At 60.9% G+C, this 23,355-nt stretch carries 22 protein-coding genes; 18 read left to right on the forward strand and 4 right to left on the reverse strand.

Going from position 1 to position 23,355, the window contains the following annotated elements; translation table 11 throughout:
- The first annotated feature begins 53 nt into the window (after nucleotides 1-53).
- From ACWPM1_RS14525 to ACWPM1_RS14540, 4 genes are all read left to right on the forward strand, one after another.
- Complete coding sequence (locus ACWPM1_RS14525; RefSeq protein ID WP_455695626.1) at nucleotides 54-4,286, forward strand: strawberry notch-like NTP hydrolase domain-containing protein; 4,233 nt, start codon at nucleotides 54-56, stop codon at nucleotides 4,284-4,286.
- Between the two features lie 104 nt (nucleotides 4,287-4,390).
- Nucleotides 4,391-6,364, forward strand: a complete 1,974-nt coding sequence (locus ACWPM1_RS14530; protein ID WP_455695627.1) for a ParB/RepB/Spo0J family partition protein — start codon at nucleotides 4,391-4,393, stop codon at nucleotides 6,362-6,364.
- A 191-nt stretch (nucleotides 6,365-6,555) separates the two neighbouring features.
- Nucleotides 6,556-6,912 (forward strand): bleomycin resistance protein, encoded by a 357-nt coding sequence (locus ACWPM1_RS14535; RefSeq protein ID WP_057883271.1) that lies wholly within the window; start codon nucleotides 6,556-6,558, stop codon nucleotides 6,910-6,912.
- A gap of 141 nt (nucleotides 6,913-7,053) precedes the next feature.
- Entirely contained in the window at nucleotides 7,054-8,394 is a 1,341-nt protein-coding gene (locus tag ACWPM1_RS14540; RefSeq protein WP_057883272.1) for a dihydrolipoyl dehydrogenase family protein, read from the forward strand.
- On the opposite strand, the gene ACWPM1_RS14545 is transcribed toward ACWPM1_RS14540, so the two are convergent.
- Nucleotides 8,391-8,795, reverse strand: a complete 405-nt coding sequence (locus ACWPM1_RS14545; RefSeq protein ID WP_057883273.1) for a MerR family transcriptional regulator — start codon at nucleotides 8,793-8,795, stop codon at nucleotides 8,391-8,393. The two genes, ACWPM1_RS14540 and ACWPM1_RS14545, sit on opposite strands and share 4 nt — an antisense overlap.
- 149 nt (nucleotides 8,796-8,944) lie before the next feature.
- Here ACWPM1_RS14545 and ACWPM1_RS14550 point away from each other — a divergent pair, with 149 nt between their 5' ends.
- From ACWPM1_RS14550 to ACWPM1_RS14595, 10 genes are all read left to right on the forward strand, one after another.
- Entirely contained in the window at nucleotides 8,945-9,262 is a 318-nt protein-coding gene (locus ACWPM1_RS14550; protein ID WP_455695628.1) for a hypothetical protein, read from the forward strand.
- Nucleotides 9,262-9,489 carry a GDCCVxC domain-containing (seleno)protein gene (locus ACWPM1_RS14555; RefSeq protein ID WP_083495284.1) on the forward strand — a complete coding sequence of 76 codons (228 nt, stop codon included), beginning with the start codon at nucleotides 9,262-9,264 and terminating at the stop codon, nucleotides 9,487-9,489. The genes ACWPM1_RS14550 and ACWPM1_RS14555 overlap by 1 nt, the downstream gene beginning before the upstream one ends.
- 193 nt (nucleotides 9,490-9,682) lie before the next feature.
- Complete coding sequence (locus tag ACWPM1_RS14560; RefSeq protein ID WP_455695629.1) at nucleotides 9,683-10,618, forward strand: ArdC family protein; 936 nt, start codon at nucleotides 9,683-9,685, stop codon at nucleotides 10,616-10,618.
- A gap of 12 nt (nucleotides 10,619-10,630) precedes the next feature.
- The gene (locus ACWPM1_RS14565; RefSeq protein WP_057883714.1) at nucleotides 10,631-11,065 is read left to right on the forward strand and encodes a hypothetical protein; all 435 of its coding nucleotides are present in this window, start codon (nucleotides 10,631-10,633) and stop codon (nucleotides 11,063-11,065) included.
- Nucleotides 11,066-11,097: 32 nt separating this feature from the next.
- Nucleotides 11,098-11,475, forward strand: coding sequence for an antitoxin Xre/MbcA/ParS toxin-binding domain-containing protein (locus ACWPM1_RS14570; protein WP_455695630.1), 378 nt, complete (start codon nucleotides 11,098-11,100; stop codon nucleotides 11,473-11,475).
- Nucleotides 11,447-12,175, forward strand: a complete 729-nt coding sequence (locus ACWPM1_RS14575) for an RES family NAD+ phosphorylase (RefSeq protein WP_455695631.1) — start codon at nucleotides 11,447-11,449, stop codon at nucleotides 12,173-12,175. The genes ACWPM1_RS14570 and ACWPM1_RS14575 overlap by 29 nt, the downstream gene beginning before the upstream one ends.
- 274 nt (nucleotides 12,176-12,449) lie before the next feature.
- Nucleotides 12,450-13,388, forward strand: a complete 939-nt coding sequence (locus ACWPM1_RS14580; protein WP_455695632.1) for a DUF2493 domain-containing protein — start codon at nucleotides 12,450-12,452, stop codon at nucleotides 13,386-13,388.
- 227 nt (nucleotides 13,389-13,615) lie between these two features.
- Nucleotides 13,616-14,212 carry a hypothetical protein gene (locus ACWPM1_RS14585; RefSeq protein ID WP_455695633.1) on the forward strand — a complete coding sequence of 199 codons (597 nt, stop codon included), beginning with the start codon at nucleotides 13,616-13,618 and terminating at the stop codon, nucleotides 14,210-14,212.
- Between the two features lie 138 nt (nucleotides 14,213-14,350).
- A complete protein-coding gene (locus tag ACWPM1_RS14590) occupies nucleotides 14,351-14,623 on the forward strand; it encodes a hypothetical protein (RefSeq protein ID WP_455695634.1) in 273 nt (90 codons plus the stop codon).
- 268 nt (nucleotides 14,624-14,891) lie between these two features.
- A complete protein-coding gene (locus ACWPM1_RS14595; RefSeq protein WP_455695635.1) occupies nucleotides 14,892-15,290 on the forward strand; it encodes a single-stranded DNA-binding protein in 399 nt (132 codons plus the stop codon).
- Nucleotides 15,291-15,359: 69 nt separating this feature from the next.
- Here the strand turns inward: ACWPM1_RS14595 and ACWPM1_RS14600 are convergent, their stop codons facing one another.
- Entirely contained in the window at nucleotides 15,360-15,737 is a 378-nt protein-coding gene (locus tag ACWPM1_RS14600) for a DUF6437 family protein (protein ID WP_235510493.1), read from the reverse strand.
- 238 nt (nucleotides 15,738-15,975) lie between these two features.
- On the opposite strand from ACWPM1_RS14600, the gene ACWPM1_RS14605 reads away from it, so the two are divergent.
- The 3 genes from ACWPM1_RS14605 (at nucleotide 15,976) to ACWPM1_RS14615 (ending at nucleotide 19,103) form a co-directional block, all read left to right on the forward strand.
- Nucleotides 15,976-16,197 (forward strand): hypothetical protein, encoded by a 222-nt coding sequence (locus ACWPM1_RS14605; RefSeq protein WP_455695636.1) that lies wholly within the window; start codon nucleotides 15,976-15,978, stop codon nucleotides 16,195-16,197.
- Nucleotides 16,198-16,899: 702 nt separating this feature from the next.
- Complete coding sequence (locus ACWPM1_RS14610; RefSeq protein WP_455695641.1) at nucleotides 16,900-17,892, forward strand: tyrosine-type recombinase/integrase; 993 nt, start codon at nucleotides 16,900-16,902, stop codon at nucleotides 17,890-17,892.
- The gene (locus ACWPM1_RS14615) at nucleotides 17,889-19,103 is read left to right on the forward strand and encodes a tyrosine-type recombinase/integrase (RefSeq protein ID WP_455695637.1); all 1,215 of its coding nucleotides are present in this window, start codon (nucleotides 17,889-17,891) and stop codon (nucleotides 19,101-19,103) included. Before ACWPM1_RS14610 ends, ACWPM1_RS14615 begins: the two co-directional genes overlap by 4 nt.
- Before the next feature lie 181 nt (nucleotides 19,104-19,284).
- On the opposite strand, the gene tcmP is transcribed toward ACWPM1_RS14615, so the two are convergent.
- Together tcmP and ACWPM1_RS14625 are read right to left on the reverse strand one after the other, a co-directional pair.
- Nucleotides 19,285-20,463, reverse strand: a complete 1,179-nt coding sequence (gene tcmP / locus ACWPM1_RS14620; protein WP_054588542.1) for a three-Cys-motif partner protein TcmP — start codon at nucleotides 20,461-20,463, stop codon at nucleotides 19,285-19,287.
- On the reverse strand, nucleotides 20,463-21,212 hold the full coding sequence (locus ACWPM1_RS14625; protein ID WP_054588541.1) for a DUF5131 family protein: 750 nt from the start codon (nucleotides 21,210-21,212) through the stop codon (nucleotides 20,463-20,465). The genes tcmP and ACWPM1_RS14625 overlap by 1 nt, the downstream gene beginning before the upstream one ends.
- A 519-nt stretch (nucleotides 21,213-21,731) precedes the next feature.
- Here ACWPM1_RS14625 and ACWPM1_RS14630 point away from each other — a divergent pair.
- Nucleotides 21,732-22,943, forward strand: coding sequence for an alpha-hydroxy acid oxidase (locus tag ACWPM1_RS14630; RefSeq protein WP_322787085.1), 1,212 nt, complete (start codon nucleotides 21,732-21,734; stop codon nucleotides 22,941-22,943).
- Nucleotides 22,944-23,355: the final 412 nt, after the last annotated feature.

Here is a 23,355-nt window from a genome sequence, read left to right on the forward strand (position 1 = left end):
CTCGTGATCGGCAGAAGGCTTCGTGCCCGATGCCTCCATCAGGAGGACCAACAATGCTTCAGTTCGAACTTTTAGAACCCGATGCTGAACCTCGTGCCCAGCCCTTGGCGGTGACGATCGGCGAACGGATAGCCTCTCGTCTGGCCGACGGCTGCCATCTTACGCGTAGCTCCATTTCTGCGCTCTTTGCCGAAGAGACCGGGATCCAGACCTGGGGGACGGGTTGGTCCATCGACGACTACAACGATGCGATCGAGATCGGCGCGCTCGTGTGGCTGAAGTCTCACGGCTGGATTACGCTCGGTACCGCGATTCATGAAGCGGACGCGCGCTTTGAATGGCTCGAAACCGCCTTGCCTCCCCGCCATGTGCGTAGCGAAGGTCAGATCGAGCTGCAGCAGTTCTCGACCTCGCCCATGCTGTCCTGGCTCATGGCGCGAGCGGCTCAGCTTCGCTCATCCGATCATGCCCTCGAGCCTTCGGCCGGCAACGGCGCACTTGCCCTATGGCCGGCCATTCAAGGCTCCGACCTCACGCTCAACGAGATCGATCCTGCTCGCCGACAGTCACTTGCCCATCTGTTTTCCGACGCAGCAGTGACCGCTCACGACGGTGAGGTCATCGAACATCTCCTGACCCACAGGCCGCCAACCGTCGTCCTCATGAATCCGCCGTTTGCGCGCAGTCGCGAACGCGGGGCCAGTGCGGCAACGGCGTTGCGCCATCTTCGCAGCGCGCTCCGACTCTCGAAGAGAGGCGCACGGCTCGTCGCGATCATGCCGGAAGGATTCGATGCTTCTCGCTTCGCCAGCTCGTTGAGCGATGCCAGCCTGCGGCTCGATGTGCGCATCACCGGCGCGTTTCGCAGGAACGGCACAGGCATTCCCGTGCGCATGGTGGTGTTCGACAAAACCGTCGTCGACCAGCCGGTGGTCACTGCGGAAGCGGACGATTTGTCCGATCTGGCAACGCTGATCGGCCAACTCCCGCCGCGCACTCGCGATACTCCGGAAATTCCCGTGCTGACCGCGCGGCCCGCGACCGGCACTTTGAGAAAGCCAGCGAACGCCCGGCCCGCGGCTCCGTTTGGAACTCGCCCTGCACCTGGCGAGCCGTTCGAAGAGCTCGGCTATGTGACGCTCGATGAGCCCGCGCCCGTCCCGGAGCAGACAGGGATCTATCTTCCCTATCGCCCGAGCCGGGTTCAGATCGGAGGCGCGCCCGTCCATCCGACGCCGCTTGTGGAATCCATCGCGATGGGGTCGGTCGCGGCTCCGAAACCCACCGTGCGCCCAAAGATGCCCGCCGACTGGCGAACACGCGAACTGCTTTCCGAAGCCCAACTCGAAACGCTCGTCTATGCCTGCGAGGCGTTTTCGCACGATCTGCCAGGGCGCTTCCGAGCCACTCAGGAAGGAACCACGCTCGAGCAGGCGGATGATGGAGCCCGTTATCGCCAGGGCTTTTTTCTCGGCGACGGCACCGGAGCGGGAAAAGGGCGGCAGATTGCGTCGGTGATCATGGATCGCTGGCTTGACGGCGAACGCCGACACATCTGGATTACCAAGAATGAGGCGCTGCTCGAGGATGCCCGCCGCGACTGGGAAGCACTCGGCGGCATGCGCCTCGACATTCAGCCACTCTCCAGTTGGAAGCTGGGAGTACCGGTTTGTTGGTCCCAGGGCATCCTCTTCACTACCTATCCGACGCTTCGCTCGGGTCGCGCAGACGATACGCGGCTTGACCAGATCCTCGCTTGGACTGGCGATGATTTCGACGGCGTGATCGCGTTCGATGAGGCCCACGCGATGGCCAACGCCATAGGCAGCCGTAATGCGCGCGGCGCTTCCAAAGGCTCCGAACAGGGCATGGCTGGACTAAGACTGCAGAACCGGCTTCCTCGCGCCCGGATCCTCTACGCCTCGGCTACCGGCGCTTCGGACATTTCCAACCTCGGATATGCGACCCGCCTCGGCTTGTGGGGGGCCGAAACCGCTTTCCCGACACATGAGGCGTTCACGACCGAAATCCGGGCAGGCGGTGTCGCGGCGATGGAGCTCGTCGCCAGGGATCTAAAGGCTCAGGGCCTCTACCTTTCCCGCGCTTTGTCATTCGCGGGAGTCGAGTACGAAATCCTCGAGCACCGTCTGACCGATGCGCAGATCGCCATCTACGATGCTTATGCCGAAGCCTGGGCAATCATTCATCGCAATCTCGACGAGGCGCTTCAGGCGACGCGGATAGTCGATGAGGACAGCGGCGACACACTTAACCGCAACGCTAAGGCTGCTGCGCTGTCCATTTTCGAAGGCACCAAGCAGCGGTTCTTTGCGCAGCTCCTGCTCTCAATGAAACTCCCGAGCCTAGTTCCCGCGATGGAGGAGTCGCTCGCGACCGGCCACTCGGTCGTCGTGCAGCTGGTCTCGACCGCCGAGGCGATGCTCGACCGCCGCTTGGCCGATCTCACTCCCGAGGAACGCGAAGCGCTCGATATCGACCTCTCGCCGCGCGAGTATGTCATCGACTATCTCGCAAAGAGCTTCCCCACTCGCCTGATGCAGATCTTCACCGACGAAGACGGCAATCTGCGCTCCGAACCGATGAGCAACGACGATGGCAATCCGGTCATGTGTCCACGCGCCGTCGCCGCGCGCGATGCGCTGATCGAACAGCTCTGCGCCCTGCCGCCGATCGCAACCGCGCTCGATGCGATCATCGAACACTTCGGAACCAGCATCGTCGCCGAAGTTACGGGCAGGACGAGACGGCTGGTCCTGGGGCGGGACGGACAGCAGCGGCTCGAACGCCGCGGCGGGTCTGCCAATGTTGCCGAGGCTCAGGCCTTCATGGATGGCGCCAAGCGCATCCTTGTCTTTTCCGACGCCGGCGGGACGGGCCGGTCCTATCACGCCGACCTCAATTGCCAGAACCGGCAGCGGCGCGTGCATTTCCTGCTTGAGCCGGGGTGGCGCGCCGACAATGCGATCCAGGGCCTGGGGCGGACCAACCGCACCAACCAGGCTTCGGCGCCGCTGTTTCGTCCCGTGACCACCGATGTGAAGGGTGAGCGGAGGTTCATCTCGACGATCGCGCGGCGGCTCGACAGCCTCGGCGCGCTCACCCGCGGACAGCGGCAAACGGGTGGACAGAACCTGTTCGATCCGGCCGATAATCTGGAAAGCGATTACGCCAGAGACGCGCTGACCCGCTGGTTCCACCTGCTATACGACGGCAAGCTCGAGGCGACGAGTTTCGCCCATTTCGTGCGCCAGACCGGCCTACGGCTCGAAGGTCCCGAGGGCGGTCTTACAGACGACCTGCCCTCGATCCAACGCTGGCTCAACCGCGTGCTCGCACTGCCGATTGGGATGCAGAATGCGATCTTCGACGAATATCTTGCTCTGATCGAAGCGCGCGTGGAGGCCGCCCGCGAAGCGGGAACACTCGATCTCGGGCTCGAAACGGTCAAGGTCGACAGCTGTCGAGTAATTTCGGATCAGATCCTTCGCAGCGACCCGCTCACCGGTGCTGAAACCCGCCTCCTCTCGCTGGAGATCGAGCGGCACTTGCGGCCGCTGCGCTTCGAGCGGCTCGCGCGACTGCATGACATTGGCTCGCCCAGTGGCATACCCCTGCACAATGCACGCTCCGGCCGCGTGGCGCTCAGCGTTCCTGCGCGCCGTTTGATTGCCGACGACGGCAGTGTGATCGAGCGGCGGCGTCTGCTGCGTCCGCTCAAATCCGCCAACTGGACCCGCGAAGCGCTCGCCGAAAGCGCTTGGGAGGCCATCGATCCGGCTTCGTTCGAACGGCTCTGGCGCGCCGAAGAGATCGAAGCCGCCAAGGAGCCGGTCCGCGAACGGGTGCACCTTGCAACCGGGCTGCTACTCCCGGTCTGGAAGCGCCTGCCCGGCGATCACGTGCGCGTGACCCGTATCGTCTCGGCCGACGGGACCTCCATCATCGGCCGCGAGGTGGTGGCCGCGGATATCGCCAAGGTGTCGCAGACCTTTGGCCTCGGCAACCCGGCCTTGCCCACTCCCGGTGAACTGGCCGCTCTCGTCCTGTCGAGCGGCACCGCACAAAACTTGCAGAGCCATGATCCGCTGATCGTCAAGCGCAGTCTTGTCGGTGGTGAGCAGCGCATCGAGCTGACTGGCTTCGCGCCCGATCGGCTCGACTGGTACAAGGCCAAAGGCTGCTTCACCGAGATCATCCGCTACCGGACGCGCCTGTTCGTGCCGGTGGCCGATGGGCGGGCCATCCTTGAAGCGCTCGCCCCCTGATCAGCGGCAGGACGTCTCACAGCAGAGAGAAGAGAGTGCCTTGGACTGGCGAACCTTGTGGGATGCACCCGCACCGGTTCGTTCAATCCATCAGGAGACGATCGATGATCCAGTCCATTCCCTTGAAGAAGCTCGCCCCGAGCCCGCGCAACGTCCGGAAGGTGAGCGATGCCACCGCCGATGCCCAGCTCAAGGCCGATATCGCGGCCCGCGGCCTTCTCCAGAACCTCGTCGTGCGCAAGGCCGCGCGCGGCAAATTCGAAGTCGAGGCCGGCGGCCGGCGGCTTGCCGCATTGCAGTCGCTCGCCGAGGACGGCGCAATCCCCACAACCCACGAAGTGACCTGCCTCGTCATCGAAGGTGACGAACGCGAAGTGCGCGAAGCGAGCCTGGCCGAGAACTTCCAGCGCCTGGCCATGAATCCCGCTGACGAAGCGCAGGCCTTCGCCGCGATCATCGAAGCGGGCGCCACGACCGAGGACGTCGCTCGGCGCTTCGGCCTGACCGTCCGCTTCGTCGAGGGCCGACTGCGGCTCGCTTCGCTTGCGCCGTGCGTCTTCGAAGCGCTGGCGGAAGGCGCGATCACGCTCGACATGGCCAAGGCCTATGGCGCGGTCTCGGACACCGAGCGGCAAGCGCATGTTTTCGCCGACCTGCAGGAAGCCTGGTACCAGATTACGCCCGATACGATTCGACGGATGGTGCTGGACGCGACCGTGCGCGGCAGCGATCCGCGCGCGATCTTGGTTGGCCGCGAGGCCTATCTCGAAGCGGGCGGGCGGATCGAGCGCGAGCTTTTCGACGACGATGCCAGCGAGAGCTGGGTCGATATCGCGCTTCTCGAAGATCTCGCTCACAAGAAGATGGAGGAGGCAGCAAGTATCAAAGCGGGCGAGCTCGGCCTTGCGTGGGTCCGTCCGACGCTCGGGGCTTATGTCTGCCACGATCTGATCGAGGGGCTCAGTCGCCTTCCCGCCGAGCCCGCCCCGCTGAATGAAGCGGAAGCCGAGGAACTTTCAGTACTCGAGGCAGACTACGACCGTGAAGCGGCAGTCCTCGAGGACGAGGACAGCAGCGAGGAGGAGGTCGCGAGAGCCGAAAAGCAACTGGCCCGCATCGACCGGGCCATGCGAGCGCTCAACGATCGCCCGCCGATGCTTGCCGACGATCTGAAGGAAGAAGCGGGAGCCTTCCTGGTCTTGTCGCGCGGTGGCGAGCCTACTCTTGTTCCGCAGTACTACACGGCAAGCGAGGTGACGCAGCCGGACGAGGGCATCATCGAGCCCGTCGACGAGCGGGAACAGGTGTCGAGCAAGAGTGCAGTTTATTCGCAACGACTGCTCGATGAACTGGCGATGCAGCGCCGCGATGTCCTCGCTGTCCATCTCGCCAACGACCCAGGCCTGGCGCTCGACCTTATGATCTTCACGCTCGCCGATGCCGATGGTCACGACTGGCGCGCAAAAAGAGCGGTCACGGTCTCCGGACCCACTGCGAGCGGCCCGGTCCCCGGGTTCGAAGCCAAGGATGCTCCGGCGAGTGCGGCGCTGGCGGAGTTCACTGGTTCGCTCGACGAAAGCTGGCGCGCCGGCGCTTCGGAGATCGAGCGATTTGCTGCCTTTCGGACACTCCCCGAGGAGGCTCGCAGCCTCTGGCTCGGCTTCGTGGTCGCCCGTACGCTCATTGCCAGCCTCAACAGCGACGGCGATCGCGGACTTCCTCTTCACGATGCGCTGGGCGCCTTGCTCGAGATCGAGATGGCGCACTGGTGGAGGCCGACGGCGGCGAACTTCTTCGATCGGGTGCCGAAAGCGCGCATCCTCGAAGCTTTCGATGCCGTGGGGGGGCCCGAGCTTGTCAGCCGCTATGCCGGTTCCAAGAAGGCCGATCTCGCATCGGCTGCCGAACGCATCTTCTCGGGTGAGTTCATCGGCGAGGCGGACGTCAAGGAGCAGGCGTTGGCCTGGGTTCCGGCCGTCATGCGTTTCGGTACTCCCAAGGAAGTACCCATCGGCAACGATAAAATGTCTGTTCGGTCGGAAGACGCCAACGACGAATTGACCGAGCAAGCTGCCTGAACCTCCTGACAGATCGGCTTGCGCGGTCGGCGGTCCGTCCATTCCGGACGGGCCGCCTTTAGTCGTTTTGGCCAAGTCTGAACCGTCAGTCGTTCTACCTAGTGGATGAGACGTCTTCGCTAGATATTCAGCAGGAACGCCGTTGCGAACGTCTGCCTGGAGCTCCATGATGAGCAGCGAGGGGATGCGAGATCGATCACGCTACAGCCAACCTGCCGTCGAGGGATTTTGAGGTCACCTCAAAATTTTTCGCCAAGTTGGGGTTCGGGCAGGACTGGCGGGATGACGGCTGGATGATCTTGAAGCGTGACAGCATGATACTGGAGTTCTTCCCACATCCAGACCTGAACCCAGCCGAAAGCTGGTTCAGTTGCTGTCTTCGGCTTGATGACGTGGCCGCGTTTTACTCGGTTTGTTTAGACGCTGGAGTGCCAGAGCAATGTTGGGGTCACCCCCGGGCTCAGCCCCCGCAGCAGGAAGATGGCGGTCTCCTGATCGGAGCCCTGATCGATCCGGACGGAACCCTCATTCGCCTTATCCAAAACTGATTGCCGCGCCGGCCTTCAAGGTCACCAGAAATCGACGAGCGCATTGATTGTCAGCGGGGTCACATCCCAGTGGACAGCCTTTGATCCTCTTGGGGAACCCGTACCAACTACAGCATCGTTCTCCTATTGAGGAGCGCGCAAATGCACTACGATTTGATCATCATCGGCACGGGCACGGCGGCAATGGTCGCAGCGATGCGGGTGCGCGATGCAGGCTGGACGGTTGCTGTCGTCGACGAGAAGCCGTTTGGTGGCACCTGCGCCTTGCGCGGTTGCGATCCCAAGAAGATGCTCGTCTCCGGAGCGGAGGTCATCGATGCGGAGCGCCGGATGAGCGGACACGGCATCGACGGTGATTTGCGGATCGACTGGCCGGAATTGATCGGTTTCAAGCGCACCTTTACCGATCCCGTGCCGGAGAAGCACGAGCACCGCTACCGCAATAAGGGCATCGACACTTTGCACGGTGCGGCCCAGTTCACCGGCCCGAACACCCTCAAGGTCGATGCAGCAGAGCTAAGCGGCCGTCATGTACTGATCGCCTCCGGCGCCGCTCCCGTGCCGCTCGGGATCGCAGGTGAGGATCATCTGGTCGACAACGAGTTCTTCCTGGCCATGGAGCAACTGCCACGGCGGATCGTCCTGGTCGGCGGCGGCTACATTGCAGCGGAGTTTTCCAACATTGCGGCACGCGCTGGCGCTAAGGTGACGGTGATCCAGCGCGGTTCGCGCATGCTGACGCATTTCGAGCCGGAGCTCGTCGGCTGGTTGACGGAGTCGTTCGACAGTATCGGGGTGCAAGTCATGACCGATACGACTGTGGTTGCGATCGAGCGCAACGACAGCGGATTTGTCGTGCATGGCGAAAGACGCGACGACAGGATCACGGTGGAGGCCGACCTGGTCGTCCACGCCGCTGGCCGCGCCCCTGCTCTCGACCGACTGAACCTCGAAGCAGCCGATGTTGCTGTCGCTCAAGGTCGGCTCAAACTCAACGAGTACCTGCAGAGCGTCACCAATCCGACAGTTTATGCGGCCGGCGATGCTGCCCAGCAAGGACCGCCGCTGACGCCTGTTTCGAGCCATGATGCGAAGGTGGTCGCGGACAACTTGCTCGGAGGCAACCAGCGAACGCCCGACTATCGTGGCGTGCCGAGTGTCGCCTTTACACTGCCGCCCATTGCCGCTGTGGGAATGGGCGAGGAGGAGGCGCGCAGATCGGGAGCGCAATTCCGGTTGAAATGCGAGCGTGCTTCGCGCTGGTACACTGCGAGGCGGCTTGCCGAGCCGGTTTACGGATACAAGACGCTGGTCGAGGAAGGCACGGGTCGAATTCTGGGTGCGCACCTCGTCGGTCCTCACGCGGACGAGGTCATCAACATCTTCGCCCTGGCTATCCGGCACAATCTCACCGCCGATGATCTGAAGAGCACCATGTTTGCTTATCCTACCGGGGCATCGGACGTAGGCTACATGCTCTAGGGGGCAACGCCGTCCAGCATGTCGATGACCGGACAGTCGGGCACGTGCCCACCCGAACAGCGCTCGACCGTCGAGGCGAGCAGCCGCTCCAGTCGCTCGAGGTCCGCCATTTTGCGCCTGACCTGGTCCAGATGATGAACCGCGATTTCGCGAACTTCATCGCAGCACGCCTCTTCGGGGCCGCCCAGTTCAAGGATGGCGCGCACTTCGCCAGGCGTGAAGCCAAGCTCCCTCGCCCGCTTTATAAAGCTCAGGGCCCTGACATGCTGGTCGGTAAAGACCCTGTGGCCGCCTTCTGTTCGATCGGGCTCGGCGAGCAGGCCAACTTTTTCGAAGTAGCGAATTGTCTCGATATGCACGCCTGTGCGGCGGGCGAGTTCGCCTATCGAAAGACCGCCCACGCATAAACTCCTTGATCCTGTAGCTACTACAGGTGGCACATAGCGCCGAATCGCGCTGGAGACGAGACCTGACTGATCGAAGTGCCCCTCCCGTTATCCGATTGCAGGGACCCGAGCGAGGTGTCGCTGCCGTGGGAACGGCGGCCAGCTTGACCGCCCTGTTCTCTGCTGCTGCGTGCTGCGTGCTGCCTCTCGCGCTCGCCGGACTAGGGCTCGGAGCAGGCGGTCTCGCTGTATTCGTCCCCTACCGATGGCCGATGACAATCATCGCCTCGGTTCTGATCATTGCGGGTTGGATGCTCTACCTGCGCAAGCATCGCGCTTGCTCTGCTGACGCGGACTGCGCGGTGCCGGCGCCAGGTCGAGCCACGCTGGCGATGCTCGTGGGTGCGACGGTGATCGTCGTTATCAGCGCGTTGTGGGGTTTTATCGAGCAGCCGCTGATGCGCGTGCTGGGCGGCGCGTGATGCAGACCACCTCTACCATCACATGTCCCAAGTGCGGCGGCACCTCAGTCGAAACGATGCCGACCGATGCCTGCTGGTTTTTTTACGACTGTCACCATTGCGGCGTGAAGCTTAGACCGCTCTCCGGCGATTGTTGCGTCTTCTGCTCCTTCGCAGATGTTCCGTGCCCGCCGATTCAGGAAGCCCAACAATCCGGTTCGCCGTCCGGATGCTGCGGGGCTGGATAGCAGATATTCCCCGCGCCGCACCGCTCGAGGCGGAAGACGCCGGCCGCACCTATGCGACTCATGGGCGAGATCTACAGGCTCTCCGCAGCAGTCGTCGCAGAGCGCAAAGCTGACACGACGTCCAGATGAGAGGAAAGAAGGCTTCTTCTGATTGCCACGGGACAATCTCGTTCCGGCAATCGGGAGACACCTCATGTCCAAGTTCAAACGCCGCAGCGGCGGGCAATCCCCTGCTGCACAAATCACCTCCGTGATTATCGAGAAACTCGAGCAAGGAACCAGACCATGGGTAAAGCCATGGCGCGGGGTTCCGGTATCACGACCCCTGCGCAGTTGCGGCACGCCCTACCGGGGCATGAACACCTTTTGGCTGTGGATGATCGCCGAGGCTGCAGGTTTTCTGTCGCCCTACTGGATGACGTACCGGCAGTGCCAGAAGCTCGGCGGGCAGGTCCGCAAGAGCGAAAGATCGACGATCGCGATCTTCTACAAGAGCTACGACAAGCAGATCGAAGGCGATGATGGTGAAGAAGGCACCGAGAAGCGACGCGTTCTCAAGGCCTACGCGGTTTTCAACGCCGACCAGTGCGATGGTTTGCCCGAGATGTACCGTGCGAAGCGCGCGCTCGAACCGGTCGAGCCTGCGGGGCGGGAAGAGCGGCTTGATACCTTCTTTTCAGATGTGGGCGCCGACCTTCGGCATCAGGGGGCCGAAGCCTACTACGAGCCTGTCCTGGATCGGATTACGATGCCAACGGCGGCGCTGTTCGACGGCTATGACCACTACTATGCAACGCTGGCGCACGAACTCTCGCACTGGACCGGGCATGGTTCACGTCTGGGTCGGGATCTCAAGAACCGCTTCGGAAGCGAATCCTACGCGGCCGAAGAACTGGTGGCGGAGCTGTCCGCCGCGATCCTTGGCGCAGAGCTCGGTCTTCCCGTCACGCATCTCGACCACCATGCGAGCTACATCGCGCAATGGCTTGAGCTTCTGAAATCCGATGATCGAGCCATGCTCACGGCAGCCGCGAAGGCAGAAGAGGCTGCGAGCCTCATCCTGAGGCTCGGAGGGCGTTCGGGTGCCGGTAGCGAGGCTGCGGCAGCCGATCTCGCCGAAGCGGCTTGAGGGAGGTGCATGATGGGACGTTCCGTTAGCTATCCGTCCGGCGCAATCGTCGCCTTCCGCACTCTGGAGATCGACGACGAGGACGATTGGGAGTGGGAATATGAGTGTCTGGTAGAGGAGGTGACCGAAACTGCACGCATCACCTTTCCCTCACTTGAAGCCTGCAACGGGTGGCGCGGCCGCGAAGATCGAATCCTGCTACGCAACGCCTTTGCCGATTGCGGGATCTCCACCTACTGCGACCTTGTCGCCATCTGGCTCGCCGAGCGCGACGACGGTGGTTACTGGGATGCCGATGCCTATCACCCGCGATCCGGGCGGGCGCAGCGCTGGCTTTCGCAGGTGGCGAGCCGGTTCGAAGCGAAATTCGGCGAGCTCCGCATGATTGGGCGGTTTTCGAATGGCGAGGCCATCTTTGAACGCAGACCTGTTCAAGTGAGTAGCTAGGTGCTATATTGTGCATATGAAAGGATGCGCCGATGGCAACGAGAGCCGCTGAAGTCGAGGAGGGAGATGGCAAGGTTCTGACCAACGCAATCTCCCGAATTGCGGAATTCTGGGGTCTGACCAATGCCAAGCTTGGATCGATTCTTGGGCTGTCTCAGGCCACCGTCTCGCGTTTGCGCGCGGGCAAATCCGAGCTCGATCCGGCCAGCAAGTCGTTCGAAGCCGGCCAGTTTCTGTTGCGCCTGTTCCGCTCGCTCGACGCGCTGCTCGGGAGCGACGATCTGGCTGCGCGAGCCTGGCTCGCCACTCCCAATCTTGACCTCGAGGCGCGGCCGCTTGATCTGATCGACAGCTTCAAGGGTCTCATGACGGTTTGCGACTATGTGGACGCCCACCGCGCTCGCGTCTGAGCTGCGCCGTTACCGCAGGACCGTCTGGCGTGTCGTCGAGGCGCAGCATCGCATCTCGACCAATCGCCTTGCCGCAACTCTCGCCGACCAGAAGCGGCTCGAGGAACTCGCCGATGCGGCCAAACCCGATCTGCCCCAGGCAGCGCGCGGCCTGCACTACCTTCTCGCCTCGCCCTTTCGCTACGGCCACAGCGTGGCCAGCCGCTTTCGGCGCGCGAACGAACGACCCGGCATCTTCTACGCCAGCGAGGCCGAGCAGACCGCGATCACCGAAACCGCCTACTGGCGGCTCCGCTTCATCAGCCGCTCGCCGGGTTTTGTCCCGGGCAACCGCACCAGCGAGCATCTGAGCTTCTCCGTTCCTGTCTCCATCACCCGTCTGCTCGACACCACGCGGCCGCCTCTGTCGCGCGACCGCAAACGCTGGGTCGATCAGGTCGACTACTCCGCGTGCCAGGCTCTCGCCGAGGCTGCTCGTGCCGCCGGCGGGCAGGCGATCCGCTCGCCGTCGGCACGCGATCCGCAGGGGATCAATCTCGCGCTGTTCGATCCCGCGTGCTTTGCCAAGGCCGAGCCCGATCACGGACGCGGCTGGCACCTGCGCCTGGAGGGCCGGCGCCTCACTGCACTGGCTGCGTTTCCTTCGGGCGAGGTGCTGGATTTCACGGCCGAGCAGTTCGGACTGCCTTCGCTCGGCTGAAGCTCGAATCGCGTGGTCCCTCTTTGCGCGGCCTGCCGGAGTCTGATTTCCTGCCTGTCCTGTTCGCTCGTGCGGGCCCTGGACCGGTCCGGGTCCGCCGCAACCCGCGCAAGGCTGCGGCCCGTGTGGCCCGCGCCAGCCTTGCCTTGCGGGGTTTCCCGCTACGCGGTGCGGCGGCCCCGTTGGCCCGGTCCCTTCGGGGCCCGGCGAACAGGCCGCAGGAAACTTCTCTCTTCCCCTGCGGCAGTCGCCTTCGCTCAGGAGGAAATGACCCATGTACGACAGCTTCACCGCCCAGCTTGCCGGTCTCGATCTGGCCGGCCTTTCGATTCAGCCGGCACCCTTCAACGAAACCGATTTCCCCGCCGAGGAAGCGAGCGAGCAGACGCTCGCCGCCGTCTGGTCGGATCTGTTCGCGCTGTTCGCCGATACCGCGCTCGAAGCCGATGCCGAGGACGTCGCCTGGGGCTTCGTCAATCTCTTTCACCGCGCAGCAAGTCGGAAGTCCGCGCAAGTCGATCGCGCGAGCGACGAGATCCGTGCGCTGCTGGCCTCTGCCGATGGCTCGGAAGTTCACTCGAGCAACCTCGAGGAGCAGGTCGAGCGTGCGCAGGCGGCCGAAGCCAGCATGCTCGCTTTCGAGCACATGCGCGAGGTCGCGGCGATGCTCTACCGCGAAGAGACCGGGGCATCCTGGAAGCCGATGACGGGGTCGCGCGTAGCGCACGGAAAGAACCTCACCTCTGCGGTCATCGATGCGCGCGATTTCCTAAAGGTCCGCTCAGAACGTCGGCGCGCCGCGCTCACGCCCGAAGGCACCGCCGTGGTCTTCGCCGGAGGCCGCGCCAGCTTCGCCACGACCGACGAAGCGACGAGCTATGCGAACAACATCTGGGCCACGCTCGACCGAGTGCGCGAGCAGGTGCCTGATATGCTCCTCGTCCATGGCGGCGACGGCAAGGGCGCCGATCGGCTTGCAGCCGCCTGGGCCGAACGCCACGAGGTACAGCAACTGACCTTCGGTCTCGATCGCAGGTTGGGTGCCCGGGCCGGGTTCAAGCGCAACGAGCAGATGCTGGCGATGGCCCCGCGCTACGTGATCGCCTTTCCCGGCAATGGCGTCACCGAGCGTCTCGTCATCGAAGCCAAGGCACGCCGCGTCACGGTGGTCGATCGCCGCGGCCCGCTGGGGACCAAGCCTGGCGCTGGCTGAGGCCACGCCCTTCGAATGCGCTGCGGCGGCTAGGAGACCGCTGCCTGAGTGTCCCGCATCTTTGGAGTAGCCTCGGCGTGCAAGAGTCCCTTGTGCGCACCGGAAGACTGGAGGCGAGGCAATTCACCCGCTGTTGCGCCATTTCGGAAACCCGATCGCAATCCGCCGTCCTCATTTCCTCTTTCGCAGCGCCAACCACAGGAGCGCCGGAAACAGGAGCAAACTGAATGAATATGCATGCAACAATCGCCGTGGTTCGCGGCCCGACCGCCACCCGCCTTTGGGACGACGCGATTTCGGCCTACCAATCGGCACGATCCGATTTCGAGCGCTTCGATACAGCCGTCTGGCAGCCGGTTGCGGATGAACTCGACCGAATCTCTCCTCGGCCTGACCTTTGGTTCGAGATCGTGGCGCAGAGCGGACAGACGGCGCGTTATCAGGTTCCTGCGAATGACCTTCATGCCTGGGACGATCACGTATCCGCTGTGTTCCGCACCAAAGCCGCCGAAGTCCGGAAGGCCTGGCTCGATCACAGGGCCGCACAGGAACGACTGGGGTATGACGCAGCGAGCGACGAGGTCGAGCGGCTTTGCAACGTGATGTGCGATCGGGAGCGCGACCTGCTTCTCATGCCCGCGCCGGATCGCTCCGCGCTCCTGTGGAAGCTGGAGCGCCTGTTCGGGTCCGAGGTTCGCAGAGAGGACGAGTTCTGCGACAGCTGGTGCCCGGACTGGATCAACGCTGTGATGCACGATGCCGGGCGACTGCTGTCCGGTTATGAGGCCTGGCATATAGTCCCGGAGCAGGGTCTCGCCGCTTAGTGACTGGTTAGCCTTGGCGAGGCCGCGCATCCAGCGACCACGGCCTCGCCGGCCATCCCCCAACCTTATCGTGCACTTCACATGGCTGTCCCGAATGCCCCGGCTTCAGACTCCGCGAAATGACGCTATGTCTTCGTCATGGACCTCGACGACCTGCTGCGACGATACTTCTCATCCACCGATCGATCGGCGGTAAGTCCCGACGTGCTGGCCTCGGGTTTGGAGCGCTGTCAGGTCGATCTCGGCCTCGAAAAGAACCGCGGCAAGCGCTTTGCCCTGTGGGCGCTGCTTTACATGCTTGGCTCCGCGCCTGCCCTTGAGGCGGCGTTCAAAAATGCTGACGATCGGGAGGCGGCCCACAATTTCATGGACCTGCTGGCGGCCAGCGAGGGCGAGGGACCGGGCGGATAGGAGAGCGGGGTCCAGGGCGCCTTCGCCAGGCCACCCGAACCCAATCCGGCTTCTTCGCGAACAGTCCTGAATCAGGTCAGCTGAGGCCGGCAACGCCTTTGCCTTCGGGCCGTGTTGGCAGCTGCGCTGCCTGCCCGCACCACCCCTTGAAAAGGCGTTTCCCTTGGGCGCTATGCGCCCTGCGGTGCAGCCCTCCCATGCCCTGCTTCTTCTGGATGTTCGCAAGCCGGAAATGGTTTCCGGTTTGGCACACCGAAGGACCAGTCACATGACCAATCTCGTAATCCTGACCGGCCGTCTCGCCCGCGATCCCGAATCCCGCGAGACCAAGGGCGGAACCTCCGTCACCGGCATCACCGTCGTCACCGACCGCCCCGCGCGCGACAAGGGCGGCAAGACCTACAAGGATGAAAACGGCTACACCGCCAAGGACAGCGAATTCCACCGCGTGACCTGCTTCAACGGCCTCTCCAAGACCGTCGGGCAGTTCTGCACCAAGGGCCAGCTGGTCTCGGTCCAGGGCCGGCTTCACTACACCCAGTGGGAAGACCAGGAAGGCGTCAAGCGCTACGGCTGCGAGATCCTTGCCGACAAGGTCGACTTCCTCTCGCGCGGCAACGCCAGGGATGGCGACGGCGACAACCGCGACGCGCCCGAGATCGACTGACATCATCGATTGACCAGCGACCGAGAAGGGGCTCTGCCGCATGCGCGGCAGGGCTCCTTCTCGTGTTGCTCAGGAGCCAGCGGGCGTACCGCTGTGACGGGATGCAGCCGGTTCGCTTCCCAGCCGCCGGAGCGCTTCGGCTTCACCGAGCTTGCCGAGCATCTCGCTGGCCTGTCTGAGGCCTTTCCTCGAGAACGCCTCGACACCTGATCCAAGGATCAGCTGCCCCAGCTCTAGGGTGGCCTTCTCTTCCAGTTCGCGCTGGCGTTCGTCGAGAGCCTGCCGGTCGGCTTCGAGCTTCCGGAGCGCATCAATGGCGCTTCGTTTCGTGGGCATACGTGGGGTCCTTTCCTCGTCCCTCGTCGATGCCTCCGTGGTCCAGTCTGCCGGGGTCACCCGGGTGTAGGAAAGAGCCTTTTTGCGCTGCTCGATGGGCCATAGGTTCATCCGAGAGGTTGGGAATGGTCCTGGCTCATGGATCGTCCATGGTGATGGACTTGCGGCTCCCGCGTCAAGGACGGCGGGGCCCCACCATTTTGCCTCCCCTTCGCTTCGCTGCGGTCCGACAAAATCGTTGCCCCCACCGCCGCTGACGCGGTCGCCCGGAGGGCGATCCTGGACCCGGGATCCGCAAGACCATCGGTCGAACTCCTGTCGTCTCAAGGACAGACATCAGGAGGATATCATGGCTTCACTTGCTCCAATCGCAATGAACGCGGAACGCTACTTCGAAGCACTGGCGGTTGCCGAACGGCGCGCGCTGCACAGCTACTTCGATCAGCATATCGTCGAGGACGATGATCTGGGATACTTCGCGCTCGACGAGGGCGACTACAACGCCCTGCCGGCGCACCTGACGAACCGGGTGGTCCACACCGTGCGCGGGGGAATGCTCGACGAGTTCTGAGGATGAAGAGAGGGCGGGAACCGGCGACGGTTCTTCGCCCTTTTTCATGCTCGCCGGACGATGGTTCGGGGATGCGGAGCGGGGCTGTGGACGCGCTCTGTCCCGCGCATCTGGCGATGCGCTCCTGAGGGCGCGACCTTCTTGTTCTGGGCCCCGCGCGCACTTGCGAACCGGCGGCGGGTCGGACCAGCGCGCGCGGGCCGAAACGACAAGCCCCGTTCCAGCCGCTTCGCACATGGTCCTTTGCCGCCGCCTCTTTCGCAGGTGCGATCTCTTGTCGGGGAGAGACCGAACATCAATCCCTTCTGCCTGACATTCGCCGGCGAGGGATTGCTCTCGCTCCGGAGGCGAGTCGGGAAATGCCCCCTAAGAACACAACGTCTTCGGCCACTGGTACTAGCGGCGCAATGGGGAACAATGGGCACACCGTACGCAGCCTAAGCTGCGTGAATGAAAGAAAAACACGATAAAACAATAGGTTCAGTTTCGGCAACACGTGAGCGATCGCATTGTAGCCAAGGCTCAGTCATAGCCCCTCGCAGGCCATCGTTCAGACTGAAACTGACTGGCCATATCGCTCGTCGCAAGTCGCTTCCCATCGGTATTACTTGGGACACGGAGCTTCCCGGCTTTGGACTTCGCAAACGGAAGTCGGGTCACCTTACATGGATAGTCAAACATAGCCCGCGAGGCGTGCAGCGCATGGTCACGCTTGGTTGCGCGGGAATGGCGGCAGGTGCGCTGAGCGCGCCCGCCGCGCGCGCTGCCGCGCGCAGTTTGCTCATCAAGGCTACGCTTGCCGACCTCCCGACCGCGCCCGAGAAGAGGCGAGTGCCACTGTTCGCTGATTATGCTGAAGAGTTTTGGCAGGATTACTCACCGCATTGGAAGCCAGCGACGCAGCGATCGTCGCGATCGCGCATCGATAAATTGCTCGTGCCCAAGTTCGGTGACCTGCCTGTCGATATGATCGAACGCGGAGACATCAACCGCTGGCGAGACAGCATGGCGGAGCGCGGAGGGACCTTCAACCGTGCCATCCCGATCATGTCGGTGATGATGCAGTACGCCGAAAAGTTGGGCTACCGGGCAAAGAACACTAACCCGTGCCGCGGCGTCTCACGTTTCAAACGCGACCTGCCCGAGCGCTACCTCTCCCCAGATGAATACCGCAGGCTGGGCCGCGTTCTGGCCGACCACGATGGGCTCAATCCGTTCGTCGTTCCAGCGCTGCTCATGCTTATCTACACCGGAGCGCGTGTCTCGGAGATCGCGAACATGCGGTGGCGATATGTCCAGCCACCACGTCTGCAATTGCCTGACAGCAAAACCGGCCCTAAGACGATCTATCTCAACCCGCAGGCTATCGCAGTGCTTGATGGACTGGAACGTCGCGCCGACGAGTTGCTGGTCTTTCCTGCCATACGTCGCGAGGCTCCGATCAATCTCGGTCAGTACTGGGATCGCATCAGGCGCAAGGCTGCGCTGCCTGATGTGCGGCTCCACGATCTGCGCCATAGCTTTGCCTCGGTCGCCATCGCTCAGCACATTCCACTGGCCACAATCGGCAAGCTTCTCGGCCACGCGCTTCCGGAAACAACTGCGCGATATGCGCACCTGGCCGACGAAGTGATCGCGGAAAGCGCCGATCGCATCTGCTCCAGTCTCGCCAGTGCAATAGGGATCGCTGCATGACCCAGTACGACCTCAGGCAGATCATTGCAGAAGAGCTTGCGCGGGTCATACCGGGTGAGGCTGGCAAGCGCCGCTCGAGATTTGACTATGTGCTTCCCGGCTTTGGTGAGCGTATCCACCCATCGGGCCGCAAGAGCTATGTCCTGCAGCGCACCATGGGCGGCAAGCAACGGCTGATCACCATTGGCGACGCCGCCATCCTGCCAGAGCGCATTGCCAAGGATGTCGCACGACGCCTTATCCTGCGTATCGAACTAGGCGAGAACCCTGCCGATAAGAAGCAGCTCGGGCGCAAGACGCCGACCTATGCTGCGTTTCTGCAATCCTACTGGGAAGTCGCGGCGCCGACATGGAAGCCATCCACCCGCGAAATCCAGAACATCTACCGGCGGACCCATCTCGATCATGCCTTTCCGGGCAAGTTCATCGACGAAATCAGCCATGCCGATGCGGTCCGGTGGCATACCGAGCTCACGCGATCAGCAGGACCAGGCGCGGCTAACCGGGCCATGGAAATCCTGAAAGCCATGTTCGGCAAGGCCGAGGCCTGGGGCTACTTGCCTGAGCATTCAAATCCATTTCGTGGTGTGAAACGCAACCGGGGACGCAAGATCGAGCGCTTTTTGAGTCATGACGAGATGGCCCGGCTTGGAGGCGCATTGGCGGACAACCGTGCTGAAAACCCCGTCGAGGTCGCGGTGATCTCGCTTCTCGCGCTGACAGGCTGTCGTCGCGGCGAGATCCTCAATCTCACTTGGGGCGAGGTACAGGGCCGGAAGTTGAAACTCAATGACTCAAAGACCGGCCCGCGCATTGTCTGGCTTGGTCAGGAGGCGAGGGCGGTGCTCGACGCATTCACGCGCGGAACGAAGGGCCAGCGCGTTTTCACGTTCGAAGTTCTGCCGAGATCGGCTTTGGATTGGTTTTGGCGGAAATTGCGGATCGAAGCCGGACTGGACGATGTCCGGTTGCACGACCTTAGGCACAACTATGCCAGTCTGGCGGCGCGTTCTTCCGAAACGTTGCCCATGATCGGCAAACTCTTGGGGCACCGGCACGTCACTACTACTGCTCGTTACGCTCACTTGGAAGACGGAGTTTTGCTCGAGGCTACTACTTTGGTCGGCGAGAGCATTGCGCGGCAATTGACGACAGCGGACGAGGCAATTTTGAGCGGTCCGACATGGCTAGTTCGGCGTGCTCTTGCATGATCGGGCCATCGAGGCGTTTCGGCGGCTATGCGCCTCAGTTTCGGACATTCCAAGGCCAATTGGCTCCGCCTGAAAGCAGCCACCAAACAAATTTGCGCGATGAGCATTCGAGCTGCCTACCAGCTATAGGATCTACTGCGACAAACTGTGCGAAGTGGGCAACGCCAGGATTGGGATCGCGTCAGTTCTGCACTGCGTTTTCAAGCTTCTCGGTTCGACGGACGGTTACGCCAGGGCGTGGCTTTCTTTGTTGGCCCGTTAGGCCGTCAAACTCGATCAGCCCCTCATTCTTCATATCCACCAGCAGGTCTTTCAACTCCGGAAGGGTAACAGAGAAGCGCTGTTGGATGCGCCTTGCCAGCACCTCAAAAAGAACCACAGCTTCCCCGCCAATAAATTGCTCGCTCCACATGCGCGCCTTTCGCACTTCCTCGTGCCAATGAACCTTTGCAGTCTCTTCTGCATTGTGCGGCAAATCTTCGAAGAGTCCTTGTTGCCCAGTCGCGGAGATTGCGCGGTCCTTCGCTTCAATTCGGAAGAACTCCTCTGCGCTAAGGGCTGTGCGTTCAACTTGCCTGAATACTTCCAAGCCCTTCTGGTGCCGCGTGCCGTAGACGAGATAAAAATGCGACTTGTCCAGTTTGCGATGACGAATGCGGGCGCTAGCGACGTAGTCGAAACCGCATACCTCTTTCACTGCGGTTTTGAAGACCTCCAGAATGGCCTCTTCCTTAGAAAGGCCGTTGGACATCTCTTCGTCAATCATCTTGCGCCAAGGCAAGCCGCCGAAGGGCTTGTCATACGAAGCGCGTATTTCGGGACGTTCGTCCTCCACAAACCTTTTGAAATGCTCGTACATGAAGTTGATGAGCACCTCCCCCCGTTGTCTTAGGAGTGGAGCGATGCGGCTGAGGTCGATGCTCCACCCGGTTGGGTCTACAAACGTCAGTGCAAATGAGGAGCCAACGTAACGACGGACTTCCGGGATATTGTCCTCAAACGTGCCGTGGATGGCGCGGGCGTGAAGGTCCGCTGCGCCTCCAGCGGCGCCATTGAGGCGTTCGAAGGGCTCCGCCTCCTTCTCCACGAATACACAGCGCAAACACTTCGTTTTTCCGCGAAGGCGGAAGGACTCCCGAACCTCTCGGAGCTCCCTGATCGCTATGCCGAATGATGTGTCAGCAAACTCTTCTGACCTCGCCTCCCAAGGACCTGAAAAACCGTCAACGAATGTGAAGTCGTCCCACGCCGAGAGGATATTATAAGCGACTTTTTGCAAATAGCCTCGCAAGATAATGTGCTTGACGAACGTTTGCTCGCGATCGTGGTACTCTCGCGGCAGCACCGGAGGCTGAGCCATTAGTCAGCATTCTCCACCGCAGCCTTGAATTTTTGGGGGAAGTCGTTCCATTCTCGCCCGTCGAGTTTCCTTCCACCGTCCTTGGGCCTGAACCCACCCCATTGCTTGAAGAAGAAGGCGACGTCTTGCTCTATGCATTGGTCTCGCACCTCTCGAACCCAACGGGGATCGATTGGCCTTGCCCGCGGACCGCTTTCTCCGCCCACAATCACCCAGTCAATATTAAAGAGGTCCAATTCTCCCACCGGGCCGATCAATGGCTCAATCGACAGGAAACGCGCGCCCGCTTGCGAGCCTTGGAGGTGCAAAATTCGACTTTTAGCTTGGGCATCCTCGACTGAAACCCCGCACCAAATATGTTGAGGGCAGGGCCGATCTCGATACCGCTTTCGGAGGTACTTCGACATGAGAGAGCTGCGCTTCGACAGGAGCTGATAAACGTGCCAATCGGCCTTCTCCATCGTATCGAAAACTCTATCGACGTATTCGAACGGAACTGACTTGTGCCATAGGTCTGACATCGAGTTGACGAAGATCATTCGGGGACGTCGCCAGCCAAGTGGCTGTTCTAACCGAGCAGGTCTAAGTGTAAGGTCGAAACCGCTTTCGAACGGATGGCCCGGAACTCCACGGAACCGCTCAGAAAATCTTTCAGCGTAGCAGTTGTCACAGCCTCGACTAATCTTCGTGCAGCCCGTCACCGGGTTCCAAGTGGCGTCGGTCCATTCGATTGCGCTGTTGTCAGACATGATCTGCCTCCGAGAACATTCGTGGAACACTAGTGGCTAAGTAGTTCAAAGGCAAGGTGAGGCTTTGAGTCGCAGTGGCGTCTTCTGCTTATGGAGACGATCTAAACTTCCCTTTCGATTTCAATCTTTTCGACTAGCGGTCCTAGAGATATGGATTTGATCTCGCGGAGACCGCTTGGCGCCTGGATTTTTCAAAAGCGGTCCTTCTGTTAGCGGCCCACTTTCCGACATTTCACATAATGGCGGTTATCCGTCATTTTTCGCATGGGACCGCACCCGAAGTTGACTGACTGGCCGCACCAAACTGACAATTATTGAAGCAATTCGTCAAAGACTCTCATGGTAGTTTGGGTAGAGTGATAAGTGCAGAGATTTCAATATTTGGCCATTTTTCAATATTCTTAGGTGTAGGCAACAAAGCCCGAAACCCCAGCAGTCGAATGCCAATCAGGTTTTCACAATTTGTAATGCGCGAGGATGACGAAAGAATGAAACCGCAAAAAGGACACTTAACAAACGTTGGGTGCTTTGACACGCGAGCCAAAATCAAGGAATATTGAGTTGCGCCTTAGAGACTGTCATAATTTTGAAGATTTCCGCCGATTAGCGAAAAAACGTCTCCCTAGTCCCATCTTCCATTACATTGATGGCGCTGCTGATGATGAAGTGACATACCGCAGAAATAGCGCAGCATTTGAAGACGTGGACTTGGTTCCGAATGTACTAAGAGGCGTCGAACAAATTGATATGGGCGTCGAGGTGATGGGGCAAAAACTAGCCATGCCCTTCTATTGTGCTCCAACCGCGCTGCAGCGCTTGTTCCATCATGAGGGAGAGCGTGCTGTTGCAAGAGCCGCGACAAGATATGGCACTATGTTTGGGATCTCATCGTTAGCAACGGTTTCAGCGGAAGAAATCGCCCCGATCGCATCGGGCCCCAAAATGTTTCAGTTTTATTTCCACAAGGATCGCGACCTTAACGATACACTTTTGGAGCGTGCACGGGATGCAAATTTTGAGGTCATGGCTTTAACCGTGGATACAATAACGGGAGGAAATCGTGAACGAGACTTGCGCACCGGCTTCAAGTCTCCTCCAAAGCTGACTCTATCTTCCTTGGCTAGTTTTGCCTCCCACCCGATGTGGGCTTGGAATTTCTTGACGAAAGAGAAATTCGACATGCCCCATTTATCTGGTCACGTGGGACAGGGCACAAATTTGGCAGTATCCGTTGGAGACTATTTCTCCACTATGCTGGACCAATCGATGGGTTGGGACGACGCTGAAAAACTCTGCTCCCAATGGGGAGGGCAATTCGCTTTGAAGGGCATCATGAGTGTTGAGGATGCGCTACGAGCTGTCGAAATTGGTTGCACAGGAATTATGGTTTCCAATCATGGTGGACGTCAACTTGACGGCGCTCGTGCGCCTTTTGATCAGCTGGCAGAAATTTGTGATGCGGTTGGAGACAAGATTGATGTGATCTGTGAAGGAGGAGTGCAGCGCGGCACTCATGTCCTAAAAGCGCTTTCCGTGGGGGCAAAAGCGGTATCAGGAGGACGATTCTATCTGTATGCATTGGCTGCCTCAGGCCAAGCTGGAGTTGAACGCGCCCTTGGAAACATGAGGACAGAAATAGAACGAGATATGAAACTGATGGGAATAAGAAGTCTTGATGAGCTCGGTCCTCATAATTTGCGAACAAGAAGCTCGATAAATGCCGGTCATTAGCAAGCTATCGAGTGATTAAAGGGGCTTTGACCGGGACTCATAAGTACATTGTGGGTGGCATCTCAACAACGCCTGACCAAACCGCCCACGCGCAACCTAGATGGAATATCCGGAAAATAATACCTTTGAGACAGCAATAACTTTAGACGAATGCAGAGCTGCTCGCGAGGATATCGCCAACTATGCTGAAGACATTGCAAGCTTTCTCTTGGCCGATTTCTAGCTGTTTGCAGGGCTTTACGGCGGCACCAATATCTCAATTTAAGCCGATTGAAGGTGTGAATCTGTTGAAGTACGCGCAATGGGGCGAAGCCACGAAGGCATTGTGTTAGGTTTTCCAACTGGAATGTGTGGCAGATCGAATTTGTCGAAAATTGATCATTATGATCATACCTCCGTGAACGTGCTCTGA

The sequence above is a fragment of the Tsuneonella sp. HG249 genome (genome assembly GCF_053819205.1).

What these genes read in the sequence shown, in the direction of transcription:
- ACWPM1_RS14590 (WP_455695634.1), top strand. Translation starts at nt 14,351, where the DNA reads ATGGACCTCGACGACCTGCTGCGACGATACTTCTCATCCACCGATCGA.
- ACWPM1_RS14555 (WP_083495284.1), top strand. Translation starts at nt 9,262, where the DNA reads ATGCAGACCACCTCTACCATCACATGTCCCAAGTGCGGCGGCACCTCA.
- ACWPM1_RS14610 (WP_455695641.1), top strand. Translation starts at nt 16,900, where the DNA reads ATGGTCACGCTTGGTTGCGCGGGAATGGCGGCAGGTGCGCTGAGCGCG.
- ACWPM1_RS14530 (WP_455695627.1), top strand. Translation starts at nt 4,391, where the DNA reads ATGATCCAGTCCATTCCCTTGAAGAAGCTCGCCCCGAGCCCGCGCAAC.
- ACWPM1_RS14605 (WP_455695636.1), top strand. Translation starts at nt 15,976, where the DNA reads ATGGCTTCACTTGCTCCAATCGCAATGAACGCGGAACGCTACTTCGAA.
- ACWPM1_RS14560 (WP_455695629.1), top strand. Translation starts at nt 9,683, where the DNA reads ATGTCCAAGTTCAAACGCCGCAGCGGCGGGCAATCCCCTGCTGCACAA.
- ACWPM1_RS14525 (WP_455695626.1), top strand. Translation starts at nt 54, where the DNA reads ATGCTTCAGTTCGAACTTTTAGAACCCGATGCTGAACCTCGTGCCCAG.
- ACWPM1_RS14615 (WP_455695637.1), top strand. Translation starts at nt 17,889, where the DNA reads ATGACCCAGTACGACCTCAGGCAGATCATTGCAGAAGAGCTTGCGCGG.
- ACWPM1_RS14570 (WP_455695630.1), top strand. Translation starts at nt 11,098, where the DNA reads ATGGCAACGAGAGCCGCTGAAGTCGAGGAGGGAGATGGCAAGGTTCTG.
- tcmP (WP_054588542.1), bottom strand. Translation starts at nt 20,463, where the DNA reads ATGGCTCAGCCTCCGGTGCTGCCGCGAGAGTACCACGATCGCGAGCAA.
- ACWPM1_RS14625 (WP_054588541.1), bottom strand. Translation starts at nt 21,212, where the DNA reads ATGTCTGACAACAGCGCAATCGAATGGACCGACGCCACTTGGAACCCG.
- ACWPM1_RS14580 (WP_455695632.1), top strand. Translation starts at nt 12,450, where the DNA reads ATGTACGACAGCTTCACCGCCCAGCTTGCCGGTCTCGATCTGGCCGGC.
- ACWPM1_RS14565 (WP_057883714.1), top strand. Translation starts at nt 10,631, where the DNA reads ATGGGACGTTCCGTTAGCTATCCGTCCGGCGCAATCGTCGCCTTCCGC.
- ACWPM1_RS14540 (WP_057883272.1), top strand. Translation starts at nt 7,054, where the DNA reads ATGCACTACGATTTGATCATCATCGGCACGGGCACGGCGGCAATGGTC.
- ACWPM1_RS14600 (WP_235510493.1), bottom strand. Translation starts at nt 15,737, where the DNA reads ATGAACCTATGGCCCATCGAGCAGCGCAAAAAGGCTCTTTCCTACACC.
- ACWPM1_RS14585 (WP_455695633.1), top strand. Translation starts at nt 13,616, where the DNA reads ATGAATATGCATGCAACAATCGCCGTGGTTCGCGGCCCGACCGCCACC.
- ACWPM1_RS14595 (WP_455695635.1), top strand. Translation starts at nt 14,892, where the DNA reads ATGACCAATCTCGTAATCCTGACCGGCCGTCTCGCCCGCGATCCCGAA.
- ACWPM1_RS14575 (WP_455695631.1), top strand. Translation starts at nt 11,447, where the DNA reads ATGTGGACGCCCACCGCGCTCGCGTCTGAGCTGCGCCGTTACCGCAGG.